Genomic DNA, 21067 nt, shown 5'->3' on the forward strand with positions numbered 1-21067 from the left:
TTTCGTGCGCGTGGCCACCCGGGAGCTAAGGTTGCGCCGTGACTGTGATCGAACGGGCGGAGCCCGAGGACGCCGGTGAGATTCTGACCGTGCAGCGAGCCGCCTACGTGAGCGAGGCACAGCTCTACGGGGATCCGTTCATCCCGCCGCTGGTGGAGTCTTCCGAGCAGGTCCGTAAGGCCGTCGAGACCGGCACCGTGCTGGTCGCCCGCAGGGGGAAGCGGATCGTCGGCGCGATCCGCGGGCAGCTGTCCGGCACGACCTGCCGAGTCGGCCGCCTGGTGGTGGCGCCGGACGCGCAGGGCCGGGGTGTCGGCGGCACCCTGCTGGCCGCCCTGCACGAAGAGGTCCCCGCTGTGGCATTCGATCTGTTCACCGGGCACCTGTCGGAGGGCAACCTGAGGCTCTACCGCCGGCACGGTTACCGCGAGACCCGCCGGGAGCGGATGAGCGACCACCTCACCCTCGTCCATATGCGCAGAGAACTCCAGGCATGACCTGAAAGATCACCGATTATCGGCCTGTTCGTCTTCACGGCTACCGGGTGATCGGCACGGCCACGCTCGCGTGACCGGCGCTCCCGGCGGCCGCTCGGCGCAGGGTGAGAACGCGCGTCCCGGCATCCCGGGGCGCCGGCCGTACCACGTATGCTGCGGATCATGTTGAAGGTGGGACTTACCGGCGGGATCGGGTCGGGCAAGAGCGAGGTGTCACGGCGGCTGACCTCCAGGGGGGCCGTGGTGATCGACGCCGACAAGATCGCCCGCGAGGTGGTCGAACCGGGGACCGACGGGCTGACGCGCATCGTCGGGGTGTTCGGCGAAGAGGTGCTGCGCGAGGACGGCTCGCTCAACCGGGAGAAACTCGGTTCGATCGTCTTCGCCGACTCCGAGAAGCTGGCCTCGCTCAACGCGATCGTGCACCCGCTGGTCGGGGCGCGGGTCGCCGAGCTGCAGCACCAGGCGGACGAGGACGCGATCGTGGTCTACGATGTGCCGCTGCTGGCGGAGAACGGCCTCGCTCCGATGTACGACGTGGTGGTCGTCGTGGACGCCGCCGACGAGACCCGCCTCGCCCGGCTGGTCGGGCTGCGGAGCATGAGCGAGCAGGACGCCCGAGCCCGGCTCGCCGCCCAGGCGACCAGGGAGGACCGCCTGAAGATCGCTGACCTCGTGGTGCCGAACGAGGGGTCATTGGAGGATCTCGAAGCCCGGGTGGACGAACTCTGGGCCGATCTGTCCGCCCGCGCGGCGGCGGCCTGAGTCCGGGCGACCGGGGATCGCCCGGAACCGCCATCCGAGGTGACCGGGGATCGTCCGGAACCGCCATCCGAGGTGACCGGGGATCGCCCGGAACCGCCATCCGAGGTGACCGGGGATCGTCCGGAACCGCCGAGTGCCGGGGCCGCCTGACCCGTTTCTGTCAGAACTCGGCGTCCAGCGCGATCTGCCCGATCGCGGGCAGGTAGGCGTCCAGCTCTCCGGGTTCGAACCTGCGGGTCCCGACGACGTACCAGAACTGGCCCGCCATGTCGCCCACCAGCTTGTAGCGGCCGTCCGGCGCGATCGCCGCCCACCCCTCGGGCAGGCCGAGGAGGACGGCCCGCTGGGCGGGGGCCGTACCGGAGCGGAGGTTCCAGAGGATCACGACGCCGTCGTCGCCCGCGCTGGCCAGCAGATCCCCGCCGGGAGCGAAGGCCAGCGACCAGATCCGGCGGGTGTGCCCGCTCAACGCGTGCAGGTGCCGGCCGGTCCGGGCGTCCCAGAGCCGCACCGCCAGGTCGTCGCCCCCGGTGGCCAGCAGTGAGCCGTCCGGGCTGAAGGCCGCGGTCCACAGCCGTCCGGAGTGGCGGGTGAGGGTGTGGACGAGCCGGGGCTGCGACGGGTGGCCCGGCCATAGGTCCCACACGCGGGCGTCACCGTCGTTGCCCGCGCTGACCAGCCGGCTCCCGTCGGGACTGAAGGCCACCGAGTACACCCGGTCGGCATGACCCTGCAGGCTCGCGACGCACTCGCCGGTCTCCACCTCCCAGATCCGCACCATCCGGTCATCGCAGCCGGTGGCCACATGACGGCCGTCGGGGCTGAACGCGATGGAACGGACCCGGCCGCGGTGGCCGGTCAGCTTGACGACCTGGCGGCCGCTCGGCCGATACCAGACACAGACGCTGTCGTCGTCATTGGCGGTGGCGATGTGGTCCCCGCCGGGACTGAAGGCCTCCGCCCACACGTGGTCGGTCTCGACGTCCAGTTCGCGCTCGTAGTCGCCGGTGACGGCGTTCCAGAAGTGCACCCCGCCGTCGTTGCTCGCGGTGGCGAGCGTGGGACCGGCCGGGCTGAAGGCGGCCGAGATGAGGCGGTCCGCCTGCCCGGTGAGCTCCCGCAGGCGGCGGCCCGTACGGGGTTCCCAGATCCGCACGACTCCGTCGTTGCCGCTGGTCGCCAGCATGCTCCCGTCGGCGCTGAACCGCACCGAGGTGATCTTGCGGCCGTGGCCGCGAAGGAGGCGCTGGCACTGCCCGGTGGCCGGATCCCACAGCCGGATGGTGCCGTCGTTGCTGCTGGTGGCCAGTTGGCCGCCGTCGGGCCGGAAGACGAACGGCCAGACGGAGCCGCGATGGCCGGCCAGCTCCACCCGCTCACGGCCGTCGGCGGCGCTCTGCAGGTGGACCGCGCCGTCGGAGTCGGCGCTGGCCAGCAGCGACCCGTCCGGGCTGAACCCGACCTGGTAGACGGCGGCCTGATGGCCGGTGCGCACGCCGCGCGAGGCACCCGAGTCCGGGTCCCACAGCCGCAGCCCGCCGTCGGTGTCACCGGTCGCCATCAACCCGCCGGAGGGGGCGAAGGCCAGCGCGTAGACGCTGCCCGTGTGCCCGAGCAGCTCGTGCAGGACCCGCCCGTTGCGGGGATCCCAGATCCGCACCACGCCTTCGCGGTCGCCTGCGGCCAGCAGCGTGCCGCCGGGGTCGTAGGCGATGCGGTAGACGGAGCCGTGGTGGCCGGTCAGAGTCCGTACGATCTCGCCGGTCCGCACGTCCCACATCCGGATCGTCCCGCCCGCGTCGCCGGTGACCAGCGTGTCGCCGCCCGGGTCGAACGTCGCGGTGTAGACCGGTGTCTGGTGCCCCGACAGCTCCCGGTACGGCAGTCCGGTGGCGGTGTCCCAGACTCGCACCACGCCGTCGGCGCCGCCCGCGGCGATCAGCCGGCCGGTCGGGCTGAAGACCACCGGCCAGACCCCCTCGTGATGGCCGGTGAGAACGTGCGAGGCGCTCGCCGTCACCGGGTCCCAGAGCCGGACCGTGCCGTCGCTCGCCCCGGTGGCCAGCAGTTCGCCCGAGCGGCTGAAGGTGACGGCGTAAACCCGGCCCCGGTGCCCCTGCAGGCTCTTGACCGGCAGGCCCGTGGCGCTGTCGCAGAGCAGCACTCCGCCGTCGTCGCCGCCGATCACCACGGTCTCACCGTCGGGGCTGTAGGCGACGGGCTCGGGCAGCCTGCTGGTCTGGAAGTGATATCCGTACGGCACGCCGACCGCGGCCGGGGCCAGCTGGGTCTCCACGGGCTGCCCGGGAGCGATGGCGGCACCGCGCAGTTCGGGGATGCCGGCGACCCTCCCGGTGACGTCGATCAGCGCCGCCCGCTGCCAGCGGCTGCCCGCCAGCGTCACATCCCGCAGGTCCGCTCTGGCCAGCCGGGCCCGGGTCAGGTCGGCGCCGCGCAGGTCGGCGCCGGTCAGCCGGGCCTCGTCCAGCCGGGCCCCGGCCAGCCGCGCGTCACGGAGCACGGCGCGCGACAGGTCGGTCCCGACCAGGACGGCATCGGTCAGGTTCGCGCCGGTGAGGTCCACCTCCCGCAGGTCTCGCGCGGACAGGTCCTCGCCGCGCAGGTTGGCGCCGCGCAGGTCGGCCATGGCCGGCGTCCGCAACCGGGTGGTGATCTTGATGGCGTTGGTCCGGGAGACGTCGTCCGAGCCGGGGTCGGCGAGCACCCCCGCCGCCCAGCCCTGGCAGGCGCGCACGTCGGCCAGATCGCACAGGAACTCCACCGTGAGCTGCGACAGCGGCCTGCGCGCGAGCGCGGCCGGGGCGGCCAGCGTGGTGGCGATGTGCCGGGCCACCAGCCATTCCATGACCGACGAGTGGATGAACCCGAACAGTCCCTCCTCGGTGCGGACCATCAGGCTTCCGGTCCCCACCGCGTGCGCGGTCTGCTGGCCCGACAGTTGCCCGTCCGCCAGGCCGGTCAGCGTCTCGGCGACCTCGGCCAGCTCCGCCGGGCGCAGATAGGCCTCCCCGCTCTCCCACAGCCGCAACGCCAGCGTGGTCACCGCCTGCCACAGCTCCCCGGTGCGCAGCCCGGCGGGCGCGCCCGGCACATCCCGCACCCGGCGCTCCTCGAAGGCGAGCCAGGAGCCCAGGATCTCCTCGTACAGCAGCGCCGCGCTGATGGTGTGCCGGGCCTGGGCGACGGTGGTCAGGCGCTGGTCGTCGAGGTCGGCGATGAAGCTGAGCATGCGCGGGTTGCCGGCCAGGCCGAGCAGGTCCTCGATGTCGCTCATCAGCGAGAAGCGGTCCCCGGCCGCGGCCTCGTCGCCGCCGTAGCGGTTGACCAGGTAGGAGTGGATCTGCGGGCGGGTGAAGTCTTCCAGGCTGAGGAGGCGCCGCTGCGGCAGGAGACCCACCTTCTCGCCGAGCTTGGTGAGCACCTGGGCACTGGATTTGAAGTGCTGGGTACGGCTGGCCACGACGATCTTCGCCTTGTCCTCGGCGGCCTGCAGCAGCGTGTCCAGGTGGTCGGCGGCCCGGTCGTAGGTCACCCGGGTCACCAGCTCGTCGAACCCGTCGAACAGCAGCACGATGCGGCCCTGGCGGAGCATGTAGTGAAAGGCCTTCAGGTCGATGACGTCCTCGCCGTGGTTGGCCAGGTGCGCGGCGACCAGCCCGTCCACCGAGTGCGCCTTGTCCAGCGCGCGAAGCTCGATCAGGATCGGCACCAGATGGGGCAGCTCCACCGGGATCCGCCTGGCCAGCTCGCGCAGGGCGAAGGTCTTGCCGTGCCCGAAGTCGCCCAGCACCAGCAGGAACCTGCCGTGGTCGGTGGCTAGCAGCCGCATCAGCTCGTCGGTGAGCCCCTCCCGGACGTGCCGGCCCGGCCGGTCCAGCTCCCGGAAGCGCTGCGGCACGTACAGCTGCTGAGGGTAGCGCCGGTCCCCGCGCAGCCGCGCCGTCTGGTCGGCCACGTATCCGCTCAGGTCGAGCAGCCCCTGGAACTCGGTGAAGCTGCGCAGCCGCAGCCCGCGCCGGGTCATCTCCTCGCGCAGCGCCTGCGCGGGCGGCGGTCCCTGGTAGACCAGCTCGGCGCCGTGCTCCAGCCCGGAGGCGTGCACCTGCCCGGCGAAGGCCGCCACGTCCTGAGCGGTCAGTTCACCGGCGTGCGCGCCTATCCTGAGCTGCCGGACGAAGCCGTCCTCCGGGTAGGTGACCAGTAGCTGCGGGACGTCGCCGGTCACCTTTCTGATCTTGACCCGTTCGTGCCGCGTCTCGCAGACCTCCGCGATCCGCTCCAGCAGCAGCATCGCCGGGGCGGCCGCCCGCTCGGGTTCGGCGCTCGCGGGGGGAACTCCCAGGGGTGTGGCGGCGGGCGCCACGCCGGCGGGGGAGAACGTCGCGCCCGTGCCGTGCCATGGACGCGACACCTCCTCGGCGGGGGCGAGGTCGCCGCGGTCCCGGTCCCAGCGGCGCAGACCGTCGGAGGTCACCTCGATGAGCCGGTGGCGGCCCGGGCCGAGGGCGGGTAGGCACAGCGGGCTCTGCGGTCCGGTGCCGCCCGCCCCGTGCAGCAGCAGGTTGAGCCGCCCGGCCAGCAGGTGTTCGAGCGTCGCCGCGTCGCGCAGGTGCGCGGGCGGGTGGGCGATCGCGCCGATCCGCAGCCAGCCCGCCTCCTCGAACGGCCGCAGCCGCTCGGCGAACCACGCGGCCTGCGCCTCGCCCATGAAGCCGTACTGATCCTCCTCGCGATGGCTCATGGCCATGGTGGAGTTCAGGCCGGCCACCACGACCTTCAGGTCGGGGACGGCGAAGAGGGTCCATGGCTGGGCACTGTCGAACTCCGGCCCGTCGAGCCCGAGATAGAGCTCCTCGAACAGGCCGGTGAAGTGCCGCCACTTGGGCCAGTACGGTGCCTGCGGGCGCACGTCGTCGGCCTCGCAGTTGCTGAAGTACGCCCGGGAGGCGGCCTTGGTGATGTCTCGCGGCCCGGGCACGACGATCAGCCGCTGCGGCTCCAGCCCGAGCAGCACCCGCAGCCCGGTCAGGAACGCCGCCGCCTCGCCGAACTCACGGCGGCTGCCCGACTCGGTCAGGTCGCCGGTCACGATCATCAGATCCGGCCGGGGCACCCCGGCGTCCCGCAGCCGGGTCAGGTCCGCCCAGATCCTCGGCTGCAGCTCCTCGGCCGTCAGCGGCTCGTCCTCGGCGGCCAGTCCCCGGCCGAACCGGGGGCCCGCGACGTGCAACAGCGTGATCGACTCGCGCGGGGCGTGCGCCGACGGGCCGGCCGGGTAGGCGGGCGGCGCCACCGGGGTACGGCGGGCACGCGCCGGTCCGCGCCGCGACGGCGCGGACAGCACCTCGCCGGGGATGGTCGCCGGGCCGTTGGGGAACGACGGCCGGTCCAGGGGTTTGGCCCGGCCCGCCAGGGCCTGTCCGATCCGCTCCAGCAGCAGTCTCCGTGCCTGGTCCGGGTCGCCCACCCCGACCAGGTCGACCCAGGTGATGGTGGACAGCAGCCCCTCCAGCGGGCAGTCCTCCAACCGGATCGTGACCAGCTTGTTGGAGGGGTTGTCCGGGTCGGCGCGGAGCGCGGCCTGCCATTCCATTCGTCCCCAGCGCGACTTGAGGTAGTTGCGCGACAGCACCGCCACCACCAGCGCGGCCTCGCTGACGCTGCGGTCCATGAACTCGATGAACTGGGTTCCCGGCACGAAGTCCCAGGCCTGGATCATGGTCCGGTATCCGGCGGCCTCCAGCTCCCACGCGATCCACGACGCCCAGCGCTCGTCGGCGGGGGAGTAGCTGACGAAGATGTCGACCGGCCTGTCGTCGCGCGCCATCGCGTCCCCGCCCCTCGCCGTCGTGCCCGGGCATTCAGTATCGCCTCTGGCGCCGGGGTTTTGGAGAGATTCGATCAAGGACGGGACGTGCGATCTTGACCTGTCTCGTAGATCATGGTCGGTGTGCTGCGGCGACTGAGCGTTCTCGACTGGATCCGGGTCGGCCTGCTGGGGCTCGGCGTCGTGTTCGTCGTCACCGGGCTGCTGCCCGACGGCGAGGCCCGGGGCGAGCTGGAGCGGATCGCGCCCATCCTGCTGTTTCTCGGCGCCGTGATCGTGCTGGCGGAGCTGGTCAAGGAGGCCCAGGTCTTCGACGTGATCGCCGCCCGGCTGGCGGCGGCCGGACGGGGAGACTATCTCGCGCTCTTCCTGCTGTGTACGGCCTTCGCGTCGCTGGTCACCATGTTCCTGAACCTCGACACGACGGCGGTGCTGCTGACGCCCGTCATGCTCGCCCTGGCGGCCAGGACCGGGATCGCCGCGCTGCCGCTCGCCATGACCACCGTCTGGCTGGCCAACACCGCCAGTCTGTTCCTGCCGGTCTCCAACCTGACGAACCTGCTGGCCATGGAACGGCTCGGCATGTCGACCAAGGAGTTCGCCGGGCGGCTGTGGCTGCCGCAGCTCGTCTCCGTCGCGGTCACCATGATCTTCCTCTGGGTGTTCTTCTGGCGGCGCGGCCGGCGCGGCGCCGACCGCTACGACCCGCCGCCTCCCGTGCCGGTCGCCGACCCGGTGCTGTTTCGGACGGCGGCCACGGTGTGCGTGCTCTTCATCGCCGCGATCCTGCTGGAGCTGCCGATCCAGGTGGCCGCCCTGCTCTCGGCGGTGCTCATGATCGCCGCCTTCGCCTGGCGCGACAGGTCCAAGCTGACCTTCGCGTTGTTCCCGTGGCAGCTTCTCGTCTTCGTCACCGGCCTGTTCCTGGTGGTGCCCACGCTGAGCCGGTACGGCCTGGGCGGCCTGATGAGCGCCCTGGCCGGTACCGCCCGCGACGGCGACGGCGCCTACCGGGCGGCGACGGTGGGGACGGGCCTGTCCAACCTGATCAACAACCTGCCCGCCTACACAGCGGTGGAGAAGGTCATCCCCGCGGGCAACCAGGACCAGCTGCTGGCCCTGCTCATCGGCACCAACATCGGACCGGTGATCACTCCGTGGGCCTCGCTCGCCACCCTGCTGTGGTTCGAGTGGTGCCGCCGCAGGGAAGTGCGGGTACCGCTGCTCAGGTTCGTGCTGGCCGGAGCCGGACTGGCAGTGGTGGGCGTGGGCGCGACCGTGGGCGCGCTGTTGCTCACCGCCTGACCGAGACCGCGGGCGCACTGCTCACCGCCTGACCGAGATCGGGACCGGGCCGAGACCGGGAACGAGATCGGGACCGCGGTCACACTGCTCACCGCCTGACCGAGGCCGGGACCGGGACCATGGACGCGTCGCCGCCCGGCGTCTGCCCGGAACCCTGCCGGCCGCTCTTCCACCGCCCGCGGCGCACCGCCCGCTCAGGAGGCGCTCCGGACCACCTCCAGCAGGTCCTCCTGGAATCCGGCCCGGCTCGCGACGAAGTCGCGTCCGCCCCCGGCGAGCGGGGCACAGTCGAAAGGGGCGCCGTCGAAGGCGCTGACCATCGCGCCGGCCTCCTGCGCGATCAGCAGGCCCCCCGGCAGGTCGACGACCCCGGTGCGGTAGCCGACGATCCCGTCGATGTCCCCCCGGGCGAGCATCACCCAGGCCAGCAGCGGAGCCCAGAGCCTCAGCACCCGGCGGGCGCGCCTGTCCAGCCCCGCCTTCAGCGCGCAGGCCACGGTGTCATCGCGCCGCACGCCGTACCCCTGGATCCAGGCCAGCACCGGGCCGCTGCCGGCGGGCCGGTACGGCGGGGCGGTCACGGGGCCGCCGGGGCCGAGCGCGCCCCGGCCCCGGACGGCCGACCAGGTCCTGCCGGTCACCGGTTCGTGCACGACCCCCAGCTCGGGACGTCCGCTCCGGCACAGGGCCAGGCCCACGGCGTACAGGGGCAGGCCGATCGCGATGTTGTTGGTGCCGTCGAGCGGGTCGATGAGCCAGGTCCACTCCGCTCCTGAATCGCCCAGCTCGCCGGATTCCTCGGCGATCACCGCGTGGCCCGGGAAAGCGGTCAGCACCCGCTGCAGGAGCAGCTTCTCGGCGGCCAGGTCGAGGTCGGTGACCACATCGCCGTCGTCGCCCTTGGGACTGACCGAGACCGCCCCCCGGGCGCCCGTGACGATCAGCCGGCCGGCCGCCCGCGCGGCGTCGACGGCGACCCGGCGGGCGTATTCGAGATCTGTCTCCTGAACCATGCGGTTCTCCTCGGTCGTGTCGTGGACCGGGTGCCCGGACTCGTCGGGCGCCCGGCTGGAGCCAGGTCAGGACAGGCGTCCGGCGGCGTGCAGCGCGGCCCGGGCGGTCTCCCGCGCGTCGCAGCGGTAGCGGGGGACGAGGTGGGTGCCGAGATCGGGCGGGCCGAGCGACAGGTCGCTCCCGCCGGGGCGGCCCCGGCCCAGTGCGATCGTCGCGGTCTCCCCGCCGGGGATCACGCTGGCGTGGAAGACCCCCGCGGGCAGGGTGTAGGTCTGGCCGGGGCCGTACACCTCGCTCACCCCGGGGGCGCATCGGACGGTGCGCGGGGTCGGCCGGATACGGTCGCCGTCGGCCCCGCTGACCACCTCGAAGACCCGGTGGGTGAGGGCGGAGGTCGCGTCGCTGACGTCGGCGCGCACGTTCTCCACCCGGCCGTACAGCACGTGGCTGACCAGGTCCCAGCTGTGGCAGTGGATCTGAGAGGTGGTGGAGGCGGCGCGGGGGAGCGCGCCGGACCAGATGTGCACGCACACGCCGTACTCCTCGGTCCGCTCCAGCGGCAGGCAGAGGAAGCCGAGCGGGTGGCGGACGGCGGTGATCGGCCGGCTGCCGGAGGCGATGGCCGTCAGGACCCTCCCGGCCCAGCGGGGCAGGGAATCGCGCGCGGTGCCGCCGGTCATCTCGTCGTACAGATCCTGGTATCTCATCACAGGTACGGGTTCTTGGCCCGAAGCGCCTTTCGCGTGAGGTCGACGACGTCCCTGTCGGTGTAGGACCGGGGCAGCGGCAGGCCGAGGGTCTCGAGCAGCCGGCGCACCTCCTCGATCGTGGGTTCCTCGCTGAGCGGGGCCGACCTGGCCAGCTCGACCGGCACCCGCCGGGCCTGCTCCAGGCTGGCCATCAATTCGGTGGCGCAACTGTCGTAGTAGAAGGAGCCCTTACGGGCGATGAGCGCCCGCCGGGGGTCCTCGCCCGTGATGATCAGCGATGCCGCCGACAGGTCCCAGCGGAACGTCGTCATCGTGGCCGACAGCCCGATGTGGATCTCCAGCAGCCCGAACCGCTGGTGGTGCCAGCAGCCGGCGAGAATGGTGCCGAAGGCCTCCTTGCGGGTGCGCTCGGGCGTCCAGACCTCTCCCGTTCCGTCCGGTTCCTGGGACATCGACCGGCGGAAGCGGGCGTAGGCCTCGCAGACCCGTTCGTTGCTCGGGTCGAGGATCTCCAGGCGCATCAGCAGCGCGCGCCGGTCCCTGCGGGCGGCCGCGACGCACTCGGGCAGCGTCACCGCGCGCAGGTAGGTGCCCGTGCCGCCCTTGAAGATCCAGCGATCGGTGCCGGCCCGCGCCTCCGCGTGCGCCTTGGCGATCTCCTCGGCGCCGTTGAGCACGTTCACGACCGACAGGTCCTGCAGCGCCCGGCCGGCCCCGGAGACCACGCCCTCCAGCCGTTCCAGCCGCTCCGGCAGCGCGGCGGTCCTGGCGAAGCTCTCCCGCATCGCGGTCTCGACCGGCTCCTGGCGCCAGCGGTCCCGCAGGATGGCGGTGGTCAGCAGGGCCAGCACCAGGAGGGTCCCGGACTCGATCACCTGATCCCGCAGGATCTTGTCGATAGCGTCGTCCAGCAGGCCCACCACGCCGACGCCCACCGCGAGCAGCAGGGCGATGAAACCGTCGACGTTCTTGCCGAGCCATGCCCCGAACCGTGCCATCCGCCCCATGCGCGCCCCGCCCGTCCGGCCGCAAGTCGGCCCCGCCGTCATGCTTGCGCCGTCATCGTAGGACCAGACCACGGTCGCACTCCAGGCTCCGCCTTTTGGATGATCTTCGCAACCATGGATCATCCGAACGACCGGTTCGGCGGTGTGCGATGGACCTCTACGGTCGAGGCGACGGGTGGCATCGACGGGGGTCGGCATGCGGGGCGTGCGAAGCGTGGGCGTTTTCATGGCGGTCGCCGCCATCGTGCTGCCGGTGGTGTTGCCGCTGGCCCGGTTTCCCGCGCTCGCGGCGCTGCTGCCGGGAAAGACCCCGGCGGGCCTGTACCTGCAGGTGGCCGCCCATCCCGACGACGATCTGCTGTTCATGAGCCCCGACCTGCTGAAGCTGGTGGCACACGGTGCGCGCACCGTGACGGTCTATCTCACGGCGGGGGAGTCGGTGGCGGGGATGCGGGACGACCACGCTCCGGGGCCGTACGCCGCGAGCCGGGAACAGGGCGTCCGGGCCGCCTACGCGTGGGTCGCCGGGGCGCGCGACCGGTGGCGGCGCAGAACGCTCCTGCTGGGCCGGGTCCCGGTCGCGGTGGACACCCTGGCGGACCTGCCCCGTGTCCAGCTGGTCTTCGTCGGGCTGCCCGACGGCGGTGACCCCCGGGCGAGCGGGGGCCGCGGCGCGCTGACCCGGCTGTGGGCCGACCGCGACGGCCTGTCCTGCGTGCGGGCCTTCCTCCACCGCGCGCTCTGCCTGTCCCATGGTGACGTGACGGACATGCTGCGCGCCCTGATGCGGGGCTTCCGCCCCACCGTGCTGCGCACCCTCGACCCGGAGCCGTCACCGGCCGGCCTGGACCATCCGGACCACGTGGCGGCCGCCCGGTTCGCGGCCGAGGCCGTGCCCCCGGGCGTCGAGGTGATCGCCTATCGGGGGTACACGATCCAGCTTCTCCCGCCCAACCTGAACCCGATCGAACGAGAGATCAAACGCGAGGTCTTCGGCGTCTACCGGCGGCACGACTACCGGGCCGGCCCCGGCCATCGCTACGACGCCTGGACCGAGCGCATGTACCGCCGCCGGCCGGACGCGCCGCCCGCCCACGACTCGTGGTCCGCGCGATGACGGGTGAGCGCGGCGCGCCGGCCGTGGGGCGACGGTCTCAGAACCAGCCACGCCTCTGGGCCATCGCGTGCAGGCCGGCGCGGAGCGACTGGTCCACCTGGCCCGGGTGGTCGTCGTAGCGGACCGTGAACCGGTTGTAGGTGTCGTGGCTGGAGGTCAGGAAACCGCCGCGCTTGTCGGCCTCCAGGATGACGTCCATCGCCCTCGGGCCGGCGATGAAGGTCAGCTCCAGCTCGTTGAAGTGCCGGCCGTATTCGTGGCCGGCGTAGTATTCGATCTCCTGGAAGAACGGCATCTGCGAGCCGTGCAGGGTGCCGCGCTCCAGGTCGGCCTTCTTGAAGCGGAAGCCCATGTTGTCCAGCGCGCCGAGCACGTGGTCCTGGGCGGGCAGCGGGTTGACGAACAACGGGTCGAGATCGCCCTTGTCCAGCGCGCCGGCCAGGGAGAGCTCGGTGGAGACGCCGAGCCGCATGCCGTGCAGCGGGTGACCGCCGATGGCGCTGATCGGGGTCTCCCAGGGAACGGGGATCTCGAAGGGAGCCGACTGGGGGGCGCCCGCCGCGAGGTGGAACGGACCGGTGATCTGCTTGCGCAGGAAGCTGTAGGTCGACTTGTACTCGTTGTCGCCGCTCTCGACCTCGACCACCGCGGTGAAGTCGATGAAGATGCCCTCGACCTTGTAGTCGGAGCCGCCGCCGCGGAAGTTGACCTGTCCGCGCAGGACTTCGCCGGGACGGACGTTGGAGTTTTGCAGGATCGTGTCGACCTCGACGCCCGCGCCGAACGCGGCCATCAGCTTACGGAACACCATTGGGGGACTCCCGGGATAGAAAGAAGGTTCTCAGTTCGGTTCAACGGGCGGGTTGACCTGGCCGTTCCCGCTGCCGAGTCGCGGCAGGATCTGGGCCAGGAGCATGGTGGACAGCGCCGAGGAGTCGCCGGCCGCGCCGTCGGTGCGGACGACGACGGGGCGCGGGGCGCTCTCGGCGAGCTTGGCGCCCACGTCCAGCCGGCGGCGGGCCAGCTCGTACTGGAGCACGGCCCGGTTGTCGCGGTAGGCCTCGGCCAGCCGGCGCAGCCCCTTGGCCTCGTTCTCCGCCGAGGTCAGCTCGGCCCGGCCCTTGGCCTCGATCTCCCAGCGCACCCGCTGCGCCTCGGTCTCGTGCTCCTCGAGCATGCGGGCGACGTCCTTGCGCGCGGTGTTGGCGGCGGCCCGCACCTCGACGATGCGGGCGTCCCGCGTCTTCTTGGCGCGCTCGATCTCCATCAGCAGGGTGTCGATCCGCCGCTTACGGGTGAGCTCCCACTCCCGCTCGAAGGCCGACAGCTCCTTGGCGACCTTCTCGCGGGTGGCCAGGTGCTGCTGGTACTGGTCGGGCAGTTGCACGTCGGGGATGTTGGCGCCGGTGATCCGCACGCCGTACCGGCCGAGCTGGCGGGTCAGCAACTCCTGCATGTCACCGACGTCGGACCCGCGCAGGTCGTAGGCCCGCTCGGTGTGCACCAGGCGGCTGCGCTGGCGGATGGCGTCCTGTACGGCGCTGCTGAGCACGAGGTCGAAGTTGCCGGCGCCGATCGTCCGGACGAAGGCCACCGGGTCGAGGATGCGGAACTTCAGGAAGAACTCGATCGACTTCAGCGGCACGTTCTCCGCGGTCGGGCAGGCGGAGATCGGGGCGGAGTAGGGGATCTCGGTGGAGGTGTCGACCACCGCGTCCACCCGGTCCCACGGCAGCCACAGATAGTGGCGGCCCGGCGGCAGGGTGCCCGTGATCGCGCCCCACCGGCTGCGCACGCCGGTGGTGCCCTCCTCGATCTCGATGATCGCCCGGCGCCACAGCCAGACCAGCGCCGCCAGCAGGGACAGCACCGCCCCGCCCGCGGCGAGCAGGGACAGCGCCCCGCCGCCCAGCAGCGCCGTACCCGCGAGGTAGAGGGCCAGGAACAACAACGTGACCCAGGCGAAGCCACGGCGGTCTTTGGGGATGACCACCGGGACGAGCTGGCCCGACTCGCCGCCGCGCAGCAGCTGGCGGATCTCCGACCAGGAGGCCAGGGATTCCTTGATCTTGGAGAATTCTCTGCTCATCTCAACCCTCTTCCCGCACGGTCGGCGCCGCGGACTCCGCTACGGCCGGCGCGGGCACGGCCGGCGCCGTGGCCTCGGCCGGGTGAAGCAGGGCGGCGATCTCCGCCTCGCGCCCCTCGACCCGTCTGCCGATCTCGTCGATCCGTGCTCTGATCGCCGCCATGTCCGCCTCGGAGAACAGCTGTGTCTCGCGGCTGCCGACCAGCTGCCTGGCCAGGACGAGCAGGTCGATGTCGATGGTCTCGCCGACCTGCACCACACGGGGCAGATGGGCGGCCACGGACTCGAGCTTGTCGAGCAGGTCCTGCTGGAAGCGGTAGTCCAGGATCTCCGGCGCCTCGGCGGCGCTCAGCGCCCGGATGTCCAGCGCCTGCGCCTCCAGCAGCGCCGCGTTGGCCTTGGCGGTGGACTCCGCCTCGACCAACCGCTGGCCGGCCTGCGCCTTCGCCTGGTGGGACGCGCGTTCCAGGGCGGTGTCCATCCGGGCCTGGTATCCGGCGATCTCGGCGTGGATGGCGGAAAGCTGCTCCTGCAGCCCCGCGAGCTCCTTGATCAGGTCGCCCTCGTTCTGCTCCTTGCGCAGCTGGAGCTCGTACTCGTAGGTGTACGCCTCCTTGGCGACCCTGATCATCTCCGGCGCGGCCAGGTCCATCCGGTATTCCTGGCTGGACGGCTCGGCGTGGGTGATGTTCACGTCGGTGAGCCGTACGGCGGGCAGGAACTGCTGGTTGAGGTTGTCGAGCATGCCGAGGGTGCTCTCGCCGACCAGGTCGTAGATGTCCTCGGCGCGCTGGGCGTAGATGAGGGAGCGGGTGACCTCGCTGATCGCGTTCTGCAGCTTGGCCTGGAAGCCGCCGACCGAGCCGAGGACGAAGATGAACTCGGCGGGGTCCTCGATCCGGAACTGCAGGAACAGGTCCACGCTGGCCTTGACACCCTGCTGGGTCGGGGCCTCGCGGATGGGCGCGTTGAAGGGATACTCGCGGGTGGTGTTGACGATGTAGCTGACCCGCTTCCACGGGTTGAACAGCGTCACCCTGCCCGGCTCGGCGATCTGCACGAGCTTGCCGAACTTGGTGATCAGCGCCTTGCAGCCCTCGGGCACCATGACCACGCTGCGCCGCCACCACAGGAACGCGGCGGCCAGCACCAGCACGGCCCAGTAGTGCGGCCCGAACAGCACCCGCGCGCCGTCGGGGAGCCCGGTGGCGACCAGGCCCGCCAGGCCGAGCACCGCCAGCACGATCAGCGGGACGATCACCCGCGCGGTGGTGCCCTTGGGGATGACCACCGGCGAGATGACGTGGATCGCCTCGCCGTTCGGGCCCGCGGCGGCGAAGCTGCGGTTGACGATCTCACCGGCCTCGTTCAGCGACGCGCTGCGGGCCTCGATGGCGGTGCCGATGGACGCGCCCTGCTCGCGGGCGGCCAGAAAGTCGGTCGGGTTGAGCGCGAACCCCTTCTCGCCGGTGACCTGGCCCATGACCTGACCGGCGAACTGACCCACCGCCTGACCGACGACCTGACGAGGATCGCCCCCTTGCCCTATCGCCTGCGCGGCGGCCATCGCCGACTGCATGGCCTCTCTTGGCCGGGCCATCAAACCTCCGGAATAGGTGTATATCGAAAGGCCGATATATCACGCTTGGTAGGCGGTCGCACGCGAGACAGTAAAGGGCATCCGGCTTGCGGCCCGCTTGCCACGCGGTTGAAGGATCCTCGAAGAGGCCGTCGCGGGGCATCGCGGGGGCGTCGCAGAGGCTCGCGGAGGCGTCGCGGGGGCCGTCGTGGAAGTCCTCGCGGATGCCGCAGGGAGGGCGGCCCGTCCGGAGACCGGGAGGAATGTCGGTGGCTCCGCCTACAGTGGGTGGAGTGAGGCCGGTAACTGATTTGCAGCGCAAGGTGGCCCCCTTCGAGGTCGTCACCGACATGACCCCTTCGGGCGACCAGCCCGCCGCGATCGCCGAGCTGGAGCGGCGTGTGAAGGCGGGTGACAAGGACAACGTCCTGCTGGGTGCCACGGGCACGGGCAAGACCGCCACGGTCGCCTGGCTGATCGAGCGGCTGCAGCGGCCGACCCTGGTCATCCAGCCCAACAAGACGCTCGCCGCGCAGTTCGCCAACGAGCTGCGCGAGATGATGCCCAACAACGCGGTCGAATACTTCGTCTCCTACTACGACTACTACCAGCCCGAGGCCTACGTCCCGCAGAGCGACACCTACATCGAGAAGGACTCGTCGATCAACGACGAGGTCGAGCGGCTGCGCCACTCGGCGACCAACTCGCTGCTGACCCGCCGTGACACGATCGTGGTGGCGTCGGTGTCGTGCATCTACGGCCTGGGCACCCCCCAGGAGTACGTCGACCGGATGACCCGGCTCAAGGTGGGCCAGGAGATCGAGCGCGACAGGCTGCTGCGCCGCCTGGTCGACATGCAGTACACCCGCAACGACCTGGCCTTCACCCGGGGCACCTTCCGGGTGCGCGGCGACACGATCGAGATCATCCCGAAGTACGAAGAGCTCGCCGTGCGCATCGAGATGTTCGGTGACGAGATCGAGAAGCTCTCCACCATGCACCCGCTGACCGGCGAGGTGATCACCGAGGACGAGGAGCTCTACATCTTCCCCGCCTCCCACTACGTCGCGGGCACCGAGCGGATGGAGAAGGCCATCCGGGGCATCGAGGCCGAGCTCGCCGAGACCCTGGAGACGATGGAGCGGCAGGGCAAGCTCCTGGAGGCCCAGCGACTGCGCATGCGCACCACCTACGACCTGGAGATGATGCGCCAGATCGGCACCTGCTCCGGCATCGAGAACTACTCCCGCCACATGGACGACCGCGCTCCGGGCAGCGCGCCCAACACCCTGCTCGACTACTTCCCCGAAGACTTCCTGCTCGTGCTGGACGAGTCACACCAGACGGTGCCGCAGATCGGCGCGATGTACGAAGGCGACGCCTCCCGCAAGCGCACGCTCGTCGAACACGGCTTCCGCCTGCCGTCGGCGATGGACAACCGCCCGCTCAAGTGGGAGGAGTTCCTGGAGCGGATCGACCAGACCGTCTACCTGTCGGCCACCCCGGGCACCTACGAGCTCGGCCGCTCCAAGGGCGACGTGGTGGAGCAGGTCATCCGGCCGACCGGCCTGATCGACCCCGAGGTGATCGTCAAGCCCACGAAGTCCCAGATCGACGACCTGGTCCACGAGATCAGGACCCGCACCGACAAGGACGAGCGGGTCCTGGTCACCACGCTGACCAAGAAGATGTCCGAAGACCTCACCGACTACCTCCTGGAGCTCGGCATCCGGGTCCGCTACCTGCACAGCGAGGTCGACACCCTGCGCCGCATCGAGCTACTGCGGGAGTTGCGGATGGGCGAGTTCGACGTCCTGGTCGGCATCAACCTGCTCCGTGAGGGCCTGGACCTGCCCGAGGTGTCGCTGGTGGCCATCCTCGACGCCGACAAGGAGGGCTTCCTCCGTTCGGAGACCTCGCTGATCCAGACGATCGGCCGCGCGGCCCGTAACGTCTCGGGCCAGGTGCACATGTACGCCGACCGGATCACCCCCTCCATGGAGCGGGCGATCGAGGAGACCAACCGGCGCAGGGCCAAGCAGACGGCCTACAACGAGGCCAACGGCATCGACCCGCAGCCGCTCCGCAAGAAGATCGCCGACATCCTCGACTCGCTCAACCGCGAAGACGCCGACACCGCCCAGCTTCTCGGCGGCAGCGGCCGCCAGCAGTCGCGCGGCAAGGCGCCGGTCCCCGGCTTCGCGGTCAAGCAGGTCGGCCAGCACGCCAAGGCGATCGCGGGGGAGATGCCCCGGGCCCAGCTGGAGGCGTTGGTCGAGTCGCTCACCGACCAGATGCACCAGGCCGCCGCCGACCTGCAGTTCGAGGTCGCGGCCCGGCTCCGCGACGAGATCAAGGAGCTCAAGCGGGAAGTCCGCGACATGCGCGAAGCCGGAGTCTCCTGAACAGCGGAGTCCCCTGAGCAGACGGGGTCTCCCGGCCGGGTTCGCCCCCGGCTGCCGTGCGTGGCAGCCGGGGCGTCTGGCCTAGGACGGTCAGCGGCGGTCGTCGGGGCGCGAGCGATCGACCATGGCGCGGTTGTACAGCTCGTCGATCTGGTCCAGGGGGTCGGGGGCGCGCCGGCGCGCCTCGATCTCCAGGTCGGTGCGGCTCTGGATGTCGGCGATGCTGCCGGACGCGTGCGCCATCTGGTCGTTGAGCAGGTCGGCGCGGATCCGGGCGCAGGAGGTGGTGAGCTTGGCGTGGTGCTCGCGCAGGCGGCCGAGGGCGGCGTGGTCGACGTAGGCGGACACGCGGCGCTCCTGGGCGTAGCGGCCGAGCTGGTCGTCGAGCTGCTCGGCGTGCACGCCGATCTCGGCCACGAGCTGGGGCAGGTCGCCGAGTCCCCAGCCGTCACGCAGCGCCTGATCCACCGCCTGGCGGGTCAGGGAGACCTCGCGGCGCAGGTCCAGCCGCATCCGCTCGGTCTCGGCCGCGTCGCCGGTGCCCATCGCCGCCATGTGGGAGGCGACTCGGGTGCTCACCTTGCGGGCCTTCTTGGTGGCCTTCTTGCCGACCTTGACCAGGAGGTAGATCCCGGCCGCTCCCATGAGGAGGAAGAACAGGAGAACCACCAGCATGATGGTGATGAAAGTGCCGATCGAAGCCACCTCCCGGCAGGGGTGAAACGGGGTGTTTCGAGCATAGCCCGCGCGTTCACATGCGCGCGGGGCCGCGCGTTCGAGTCATTCTTCCGAGCCCGGGTTCGAGTCATTCTTCCTGACCCGTTCAGGCCGGGCTTCGCCGGACCGCGCGGCGTCGCCGTACTTTGCGGATCGCCCACCAGGCGAACAGCGCCAGCACGGCCACCGCCACGACGACCAGGATCGGCAGGAAGATCGCGATAAGGCTGATGCCGAGCGAGCCGGCGTCCTCGACGGTGCTGACCACCGGCGCGCCGACCCCGGCGGTGGAGACGTTGACCACGGGCCTGGCGGTCGTCTTCATCACGTGCACGGCCAGGGCGATCGCGATGCCCAGCACCCAGCTCAGCCAGGGATTGTGGCTCATCCAAGCCGACCCGTCGAGCCGGGCCGCCGCTTCGGTGGCGCTGAACACCACGCCACCGGAGGCCGGGCGGACGACGGTCTGGATCATGTCGTTGACGCTGTCCACCACCGGGACCTTGTCGAGCACGATCTCGGCGAGCAGCAGGACGCCGATGATCCCGATCACCCATCCGTTGGCCAGCCAGGCGAACTCCTGCGGCAGCCGTATCTGATCGGTGAAGTTGGCCAGCAGGCCGACCACCAGCAGCGGTATGTAGGCGTTCAGCCCCGCCGCGGTGGAGAGCCCCAGGCCGGTCAGTGCCGCGAGCATCGTGCCTCCGTCGTGTTCTCGTCCCTCCTTCAACGATTCCCGGCCGCCAAAGGATCCCGCCGCGCTCCTGGTCATGCCGTCGGCGGGTGACGGCGCGTCCGTCCTCAGGCCGACGACGGCGTCACGGCCCGGGGCGGCGGCTCGTCGCCGGTGACGGCCTGCAGGCGCTCCACGGCGGCGGCGAACCCCTCGATCATGTCGTAGACGACCCGGCGGGCCGGCTTGATCTGGTTCAGCTGGCCGACGACCTGCCCGACGAAGTAATTGGCGAGCTCCCCGGCGCCGGGGTCGCCGCTGTCGGCCGCCTGACCGATCCTGGCCATCGCGCTCTCGGCGAGCAGCATCTGCAGCGGCATCGGCAACGGGCCCGGGCTCTCCTGCGCCTCGTCCCACTCGTCCGTCCAGGCGGACCTCAGCTGCCGGGCGGGTTTGCCGGTCCGCGATCGGGAGCGCACGGTGTCGGATGAGGTGGCGGCCAGCATCTTGCGCTTGACCGAGGGCGGGGTCTCGGCCTCCTCCGTGGTCAGCCAGACCGAACCGCACCACACCCCCTCGGCGCCCAGCGCGAGCGCCGCGGCCATCTGGCGGCCGTCGGCGACGCCGCCCGCCGCCAGCACCGGGACGTCCACGGCGTCCACGACCTGGGGGACCAGCACCATGGTGGAGATCTCGCCGGTGTGCCCGCCGGCCTCCGACCCCTGCGCCACGATCACGTCCACCCCGGCCGCGACCTGGCGCAGGGCGTGCTCGACGGTGCCTACCAGGGCGGCGACCGCGATCCCCGCCTCCCTCGCCTTGGCCGTCATCTCCGGCGGCGGCGGGCCGAGTGCGCTGGCGATGAGGGCGATCGGATGCTTGAGCGCCACATCGACGAGGCCGGTCGCGCCCTCGGCGGTCACCCGGCGGCCGACCTCGTCGGCGTAGGCCGACATCGCCCCGGTGAACGGCTCCGGCATGCTCACGCCGTACTTGCCGAAAAGGTGGGCCACGAAGTCGCGGTGCCGTTCGGGGATGAAGTCGAGGAGGCGGGCACTCCGGTCGGCCGCCGCCGCGTCGATCCTGCCGGGCACGAGGACGTCCACCCCGTACGGCCGGCCGCCGACCCGCTCGTCGATCCACTTCAGTTCGGCGTCGAGTTGCCGGGGGGAGTAGGCGACGGCGCCGAGCACGCCGAGCCCGCCCGCGTTGGTCACCGCGGCGACCACGTCGCGGCAGTGGCTGAAGGCGAAGAGCGGGAACTCGACGCCGAATCTCTCACAGATCGCGGTGCGCATGCCGCGACCGTAAGTCGCAGAATCTTGTTCGGTCCAGGGTCGT

General features: G+C 71.3%; 15 protein-coding genes. 5 read left to right on the forward strand and 10 right to left on the reverse strand.

Annotated features, from left to right (window positions below; all coding sequences use genetic code 11):
• The first annotated feature begins 38 nt into the window (after positions 1 to 38).
• Together ACQPYK_RS15650 and coaE are read left to right on the forward strand one after the other, a co-directional pair.
• Complete coding sequence (locus tag ACQPYK_RS15650; RefSeq protein ID WP_433255856.1) at positions 39 to 497, forward strand: GNAT family N-acetyltransferase; 459 nt, start codon at positions 39 to 41, stop codon at positions 495 to 497.
• A gap of 162 nt (positions 498 to 659) precedes the next feature.
• Entirely contained in the window at positions 660 to 1262 is a 603-nt protein-coding gene (gene coaE / locus ACQPYK_RS15655; protein WP_433255858.1) for a dephospho-CoA kinase, read from the forward strand.
• 160 nt (positions 1263 to 1422) lie between these two features.
• Here the strand turns inward: coaE and ACQPYK_RS15660 are convergent, their stop codons facing one another.
• The gene (locus ACQPYK_RS15660; protein WP_433255860.1) at positions 1423 to 7110 is read right to left on the reverse strand and encodes a TIR domain-containing protein; all 5688 of its coding nucleotides are present in this window, start codon (positions 7108 to 7110) and stop codon (positions 1423 to 1425) included.
• Positions 7111 to 7224: 114 nt separating this feature from the next.
• On the opposite strand from ACQPYK_RS15660, the gene ACQPYK_RS15665 reads away from it, so the two are divergent.
• Entirely contained in the window at positions 7225 to 8415 is a 1191-nt protein-coding gene (locus ACQPYK_RS15665) for an SLC13 family permease (protein ID WP_433255862.1), read from the forward strand.
• A 194-nt stretch (positions 8416 to 8609) separates the two neighbouring features.
• On the opposite strand, the gene ACQPYK_RS15670 is transcribed toward ACQPYK_RS15665, so the two are convergent.
• The 3 genes from ACQPYK_RS15670 to ACQPYK_RS15680 form a co-directional block, all read right to left on the reverse strand.
• Positions 8610 to 9428, reverse strand: coding sequence for an inositol monophosphatase family protein (locus ACQPYK_RS15670; RefSeq protein WP_433255863.1), 819 nt, complete (start codon positions 9426 to 9428; stop codon positions 8610 to 8612).
• Between the two features lie 66 nt (positions 9429 to 9494).
• Positions 9495 to 10136 carry a hypothetical protein gene (locus ACQPYK_RS15675; RefSeq protein WP_433255864.1) on the reverse strand — a complete coding sequence of 214 codons (642 nt, stop codon included), beginning with the start codon at positions 10134 to 10136 and terminating at the stop codon, positions 9495 to 9497.
• Positions 10136 to 11137, reverse strand: coding sequence for a hypothetical protein (locus ACQPYK_RS15680; protein WP_433255865.1), 1002 nt, complete (start codon positions 11135 to 11137; stop codon positions 10136 to 10138). The genes ACQPYK_RS15675 and ACQPYK_RS15680 overlap by 1 nt, the downstream gene beginning before the upstream one ends.
• Before the next feature lie 205 nt (positions 11138 to 11342).
• Between ACQPYK_RS15680 and ACQPYK_RS15685 the strand changes: the two genes are divergently transcribed.
• Positions 11343 to 12263, forward strand: a complete 921-nt coding sequence (locus tag ACQPYK_RS15685) for a PIG-L family deacetylase (RefSeq protein ID WP_433255866.1) — start codon at positions 11343 to 11345, stop codon at positions 12261 to 12263.
• 37 nt (positions 12264 to 12300) lie between these two features.
• Here the strand turns inward: ACQPYK_RS15685 and ACQPYK_RS15690 are convergent, their stop codons facing one another.
• The 3 genes from ACQPYK_RS15690 to ACQPYK_RS15700 are packed head-to-tail and all read right to left on the reverse strand — an operon-like array spanning position 12301 to position 15952.
• Positions 12301 to 13074, reverse strand: coding sequence for a sporulation protein (locus ACQPYK_RS15690; protein WP_433255868.1), 774 nt, complete (start codon positions 13072 to 13074; stop codon positions 12301 to 12303).
• A gap of 30 nt (positions 13075 to 13104) precedes the next feature.
• Positions 13105 to 14352, reverse strand: a complete 1248-nt coding sequence (locus ACQPYK_RS15695) for an SPFH domain-containing protein (RefSeq protein ID WP_433255870.1) — start codon at positions 14350 to 14352, stop codon at positions 13105 to 13107.
• 1 nt (position 14353) lies between these two features.
• Positions 14354 to 15952, reverse strand: coding sequence for an SPFH domain-containing protein (locus tag ACQPYK_RS15700; RefSeq protein ID WP_433255871.1), 1599 nt, complete (start codon positions 15950 to 15952; stop codon positions 14354 to 14356).
• A gap of 272 nt (positions 15953 to 16224) precedes the next feature.
• Between ACQPYK_RS15700 and uvrB the strand changes: the two genes are divergently transcribed.
• Positions 16225 to 18336: an excinuclease ABC subunit UvrB gene (gene uvrB / locus ACQPYK_RS15705; RefSeq protein WP_433255872.1), complete on the forward strand. Its 2112-nt coding sequence runs from the start codon at positions 16225 to 16227 to the stop codon at positions 18334 to 18336.
• Between the two features lie 90 nt (positions 18337 to 18426).
• On the opposite strand, the gene ACQPYK_RS15710 is transcribed toward uvrB, so the two are convergent.
• From ACQPYK_RS15710 to ACQPYK_RS15720, 3 genes are all read right to left on the reverse strand, one after another.
• Entirely contained in the window at positions 18427 to 19011 is a 585-nt protein-coding gene (locus ACQPYK_RS15710; protein WP_433255873.1) for a hypothetical protein, read from the reverse strand.
• A gap of 148 nt (positions 19012 to 19159) precedes the next feature.
• Positions 19160 to 19750 carry a DUF4126 domain-containing protein gene (locus ACQPYK_RS15715; protein WP_433255875.1) on the reverse strand — a complete coding sequence of 197 codons (591 nt, stop codon included), beginning with the start codon at positions 19748 to 19750 and terminating at the stop codon, positions 19160 to 19162.
• A 104-nt stretch (positions 19751 to 19854) separates the two neighbouring features.
• Positions 19855 to 21024: an NAD(P)H-dependent flavin oxidoreductase gene (locus ACQPYK_RS15720; protein WP_433255877.1), complete on the reverse strand. Its 1170-nt coding sequence runs from the start codon at positions 21022 to 21024 to the stop codon at positions 19855 to 19857.
• Positions 21025 to 21067 lie beyond the last annotated feature (43 nt).

It is taken from the genome of Streptosporangium sp. CA-135522 (assembly GCF_050949235.1).
Classification (GTDB): Bacteria; Actinomycetota; Actinomycetes; order Streptosporangiales; family Streptosporangiaceae; genus Streptosporangium.

What these genes read in the sequence shown, in the direction of transcription:
- coaE (WP_433255858.1), top strand. Translation starts at nt 660, where the DNA reads ATGTTGAAGGTGGGACTTACCGGCGGGATCGGGTCGGGCAAGAGCGAG.
- ACQPYK_RS15660 (WP_433255860.1), bottom strand. Translation starts at nt 7,110, where the DNA reads ATGGCGCGCGACGACAGGCCGGTCGACATCTTCGTCAGCTACTCCCCC.
- ACQPYK_RS15665 (WP_433255862.1), top strand. Translation starts at nt 7,225, where the DNA reads ATGGTCGGTGTGCTGCGGCGACTGAGCGTTCTCGACTGGATCCGGGTC.
- ACQPYK_RS15670 (WP_433255863.1), bottom strand. Translation starts at nt 9,428, where the DNA reads ATGGTTCAGGAGACAGATCTCGAATACGCCCGCCGGGTCGCCGTCGAC.
- ACQPYK_RS15675 (WP_433255864.1), bottom strand. Translation starts at nt 10,136, where the DNA reads ATGAGATACCAGGATCTGTACGACGAGATGACCGGCGGCACCGCGCGC.
- ACQPYK_RS15680 (WP_433255865.1), bottom strand. Translation starts at nt 11,137, where the DNA reads ATGGCACGGTTCGGGGCATGGCTCGGCAAGAACGTCGACGGTTTCATC.
- ACQPYK_RS15685 (WP_433255866.1), top strand. Translation starts at nt 11,343, where the DNA reads ATGCGGGGCGTGCGAAGCGTGGGCGTTTTCATGGCGGTCGCCGCCATC.
- ACQPYK_RS15690 (WP_433255868.1), bottom strand. Translation starts at nt 13,074, where the DNA reads ATGGTGTTCCGTAAGCTGATGGCCGCGTTCGGCGCGGGCGTCGAGGTC.
- ACQPYK_RS15695 (WP_433255870.1), bottom strand. Translation starts at nt 14,352, where the DNA reads ATGAGCAGAGAATTCTCCAAGATCAAGGAATCCCTGGCCTCCTGGTCG.
- ACQPYK_RS15700 (WP_433255871.1), bottom strand. Translation starts at nt 15,952, where the DNA reads ATGGCCCGGCCAAGAGAGGCCATGCAGTCGGCGATGGCCGCCGCGCAG.
- ACQPYK_RS15710 (WP_433255873.1), bottom strand. Translation starts at nt 19,011, where the DNA reads ATGCTGGTGGTTCTCCTGTTCTTCCTCCTCATGGGAGCGGCCGGGATC.
- ACQPYK_RS15715 (WP_433255875.1), bottom strand. Translation starts at nt 19,750, where the DNA reads ATGCTCGCGGCACTGACCGGCCTGGGGCTCTCCACCGCGGCGGGGCTG.
- ACQPYK_RS15720 (WP_433255877.1), bottom strand. Translation starts at nt 21,024, where the DNA reads ATGCGCACCGCGATCTGTGAGAGATTCGGCGTCGAGTTCCCGCTCTTC.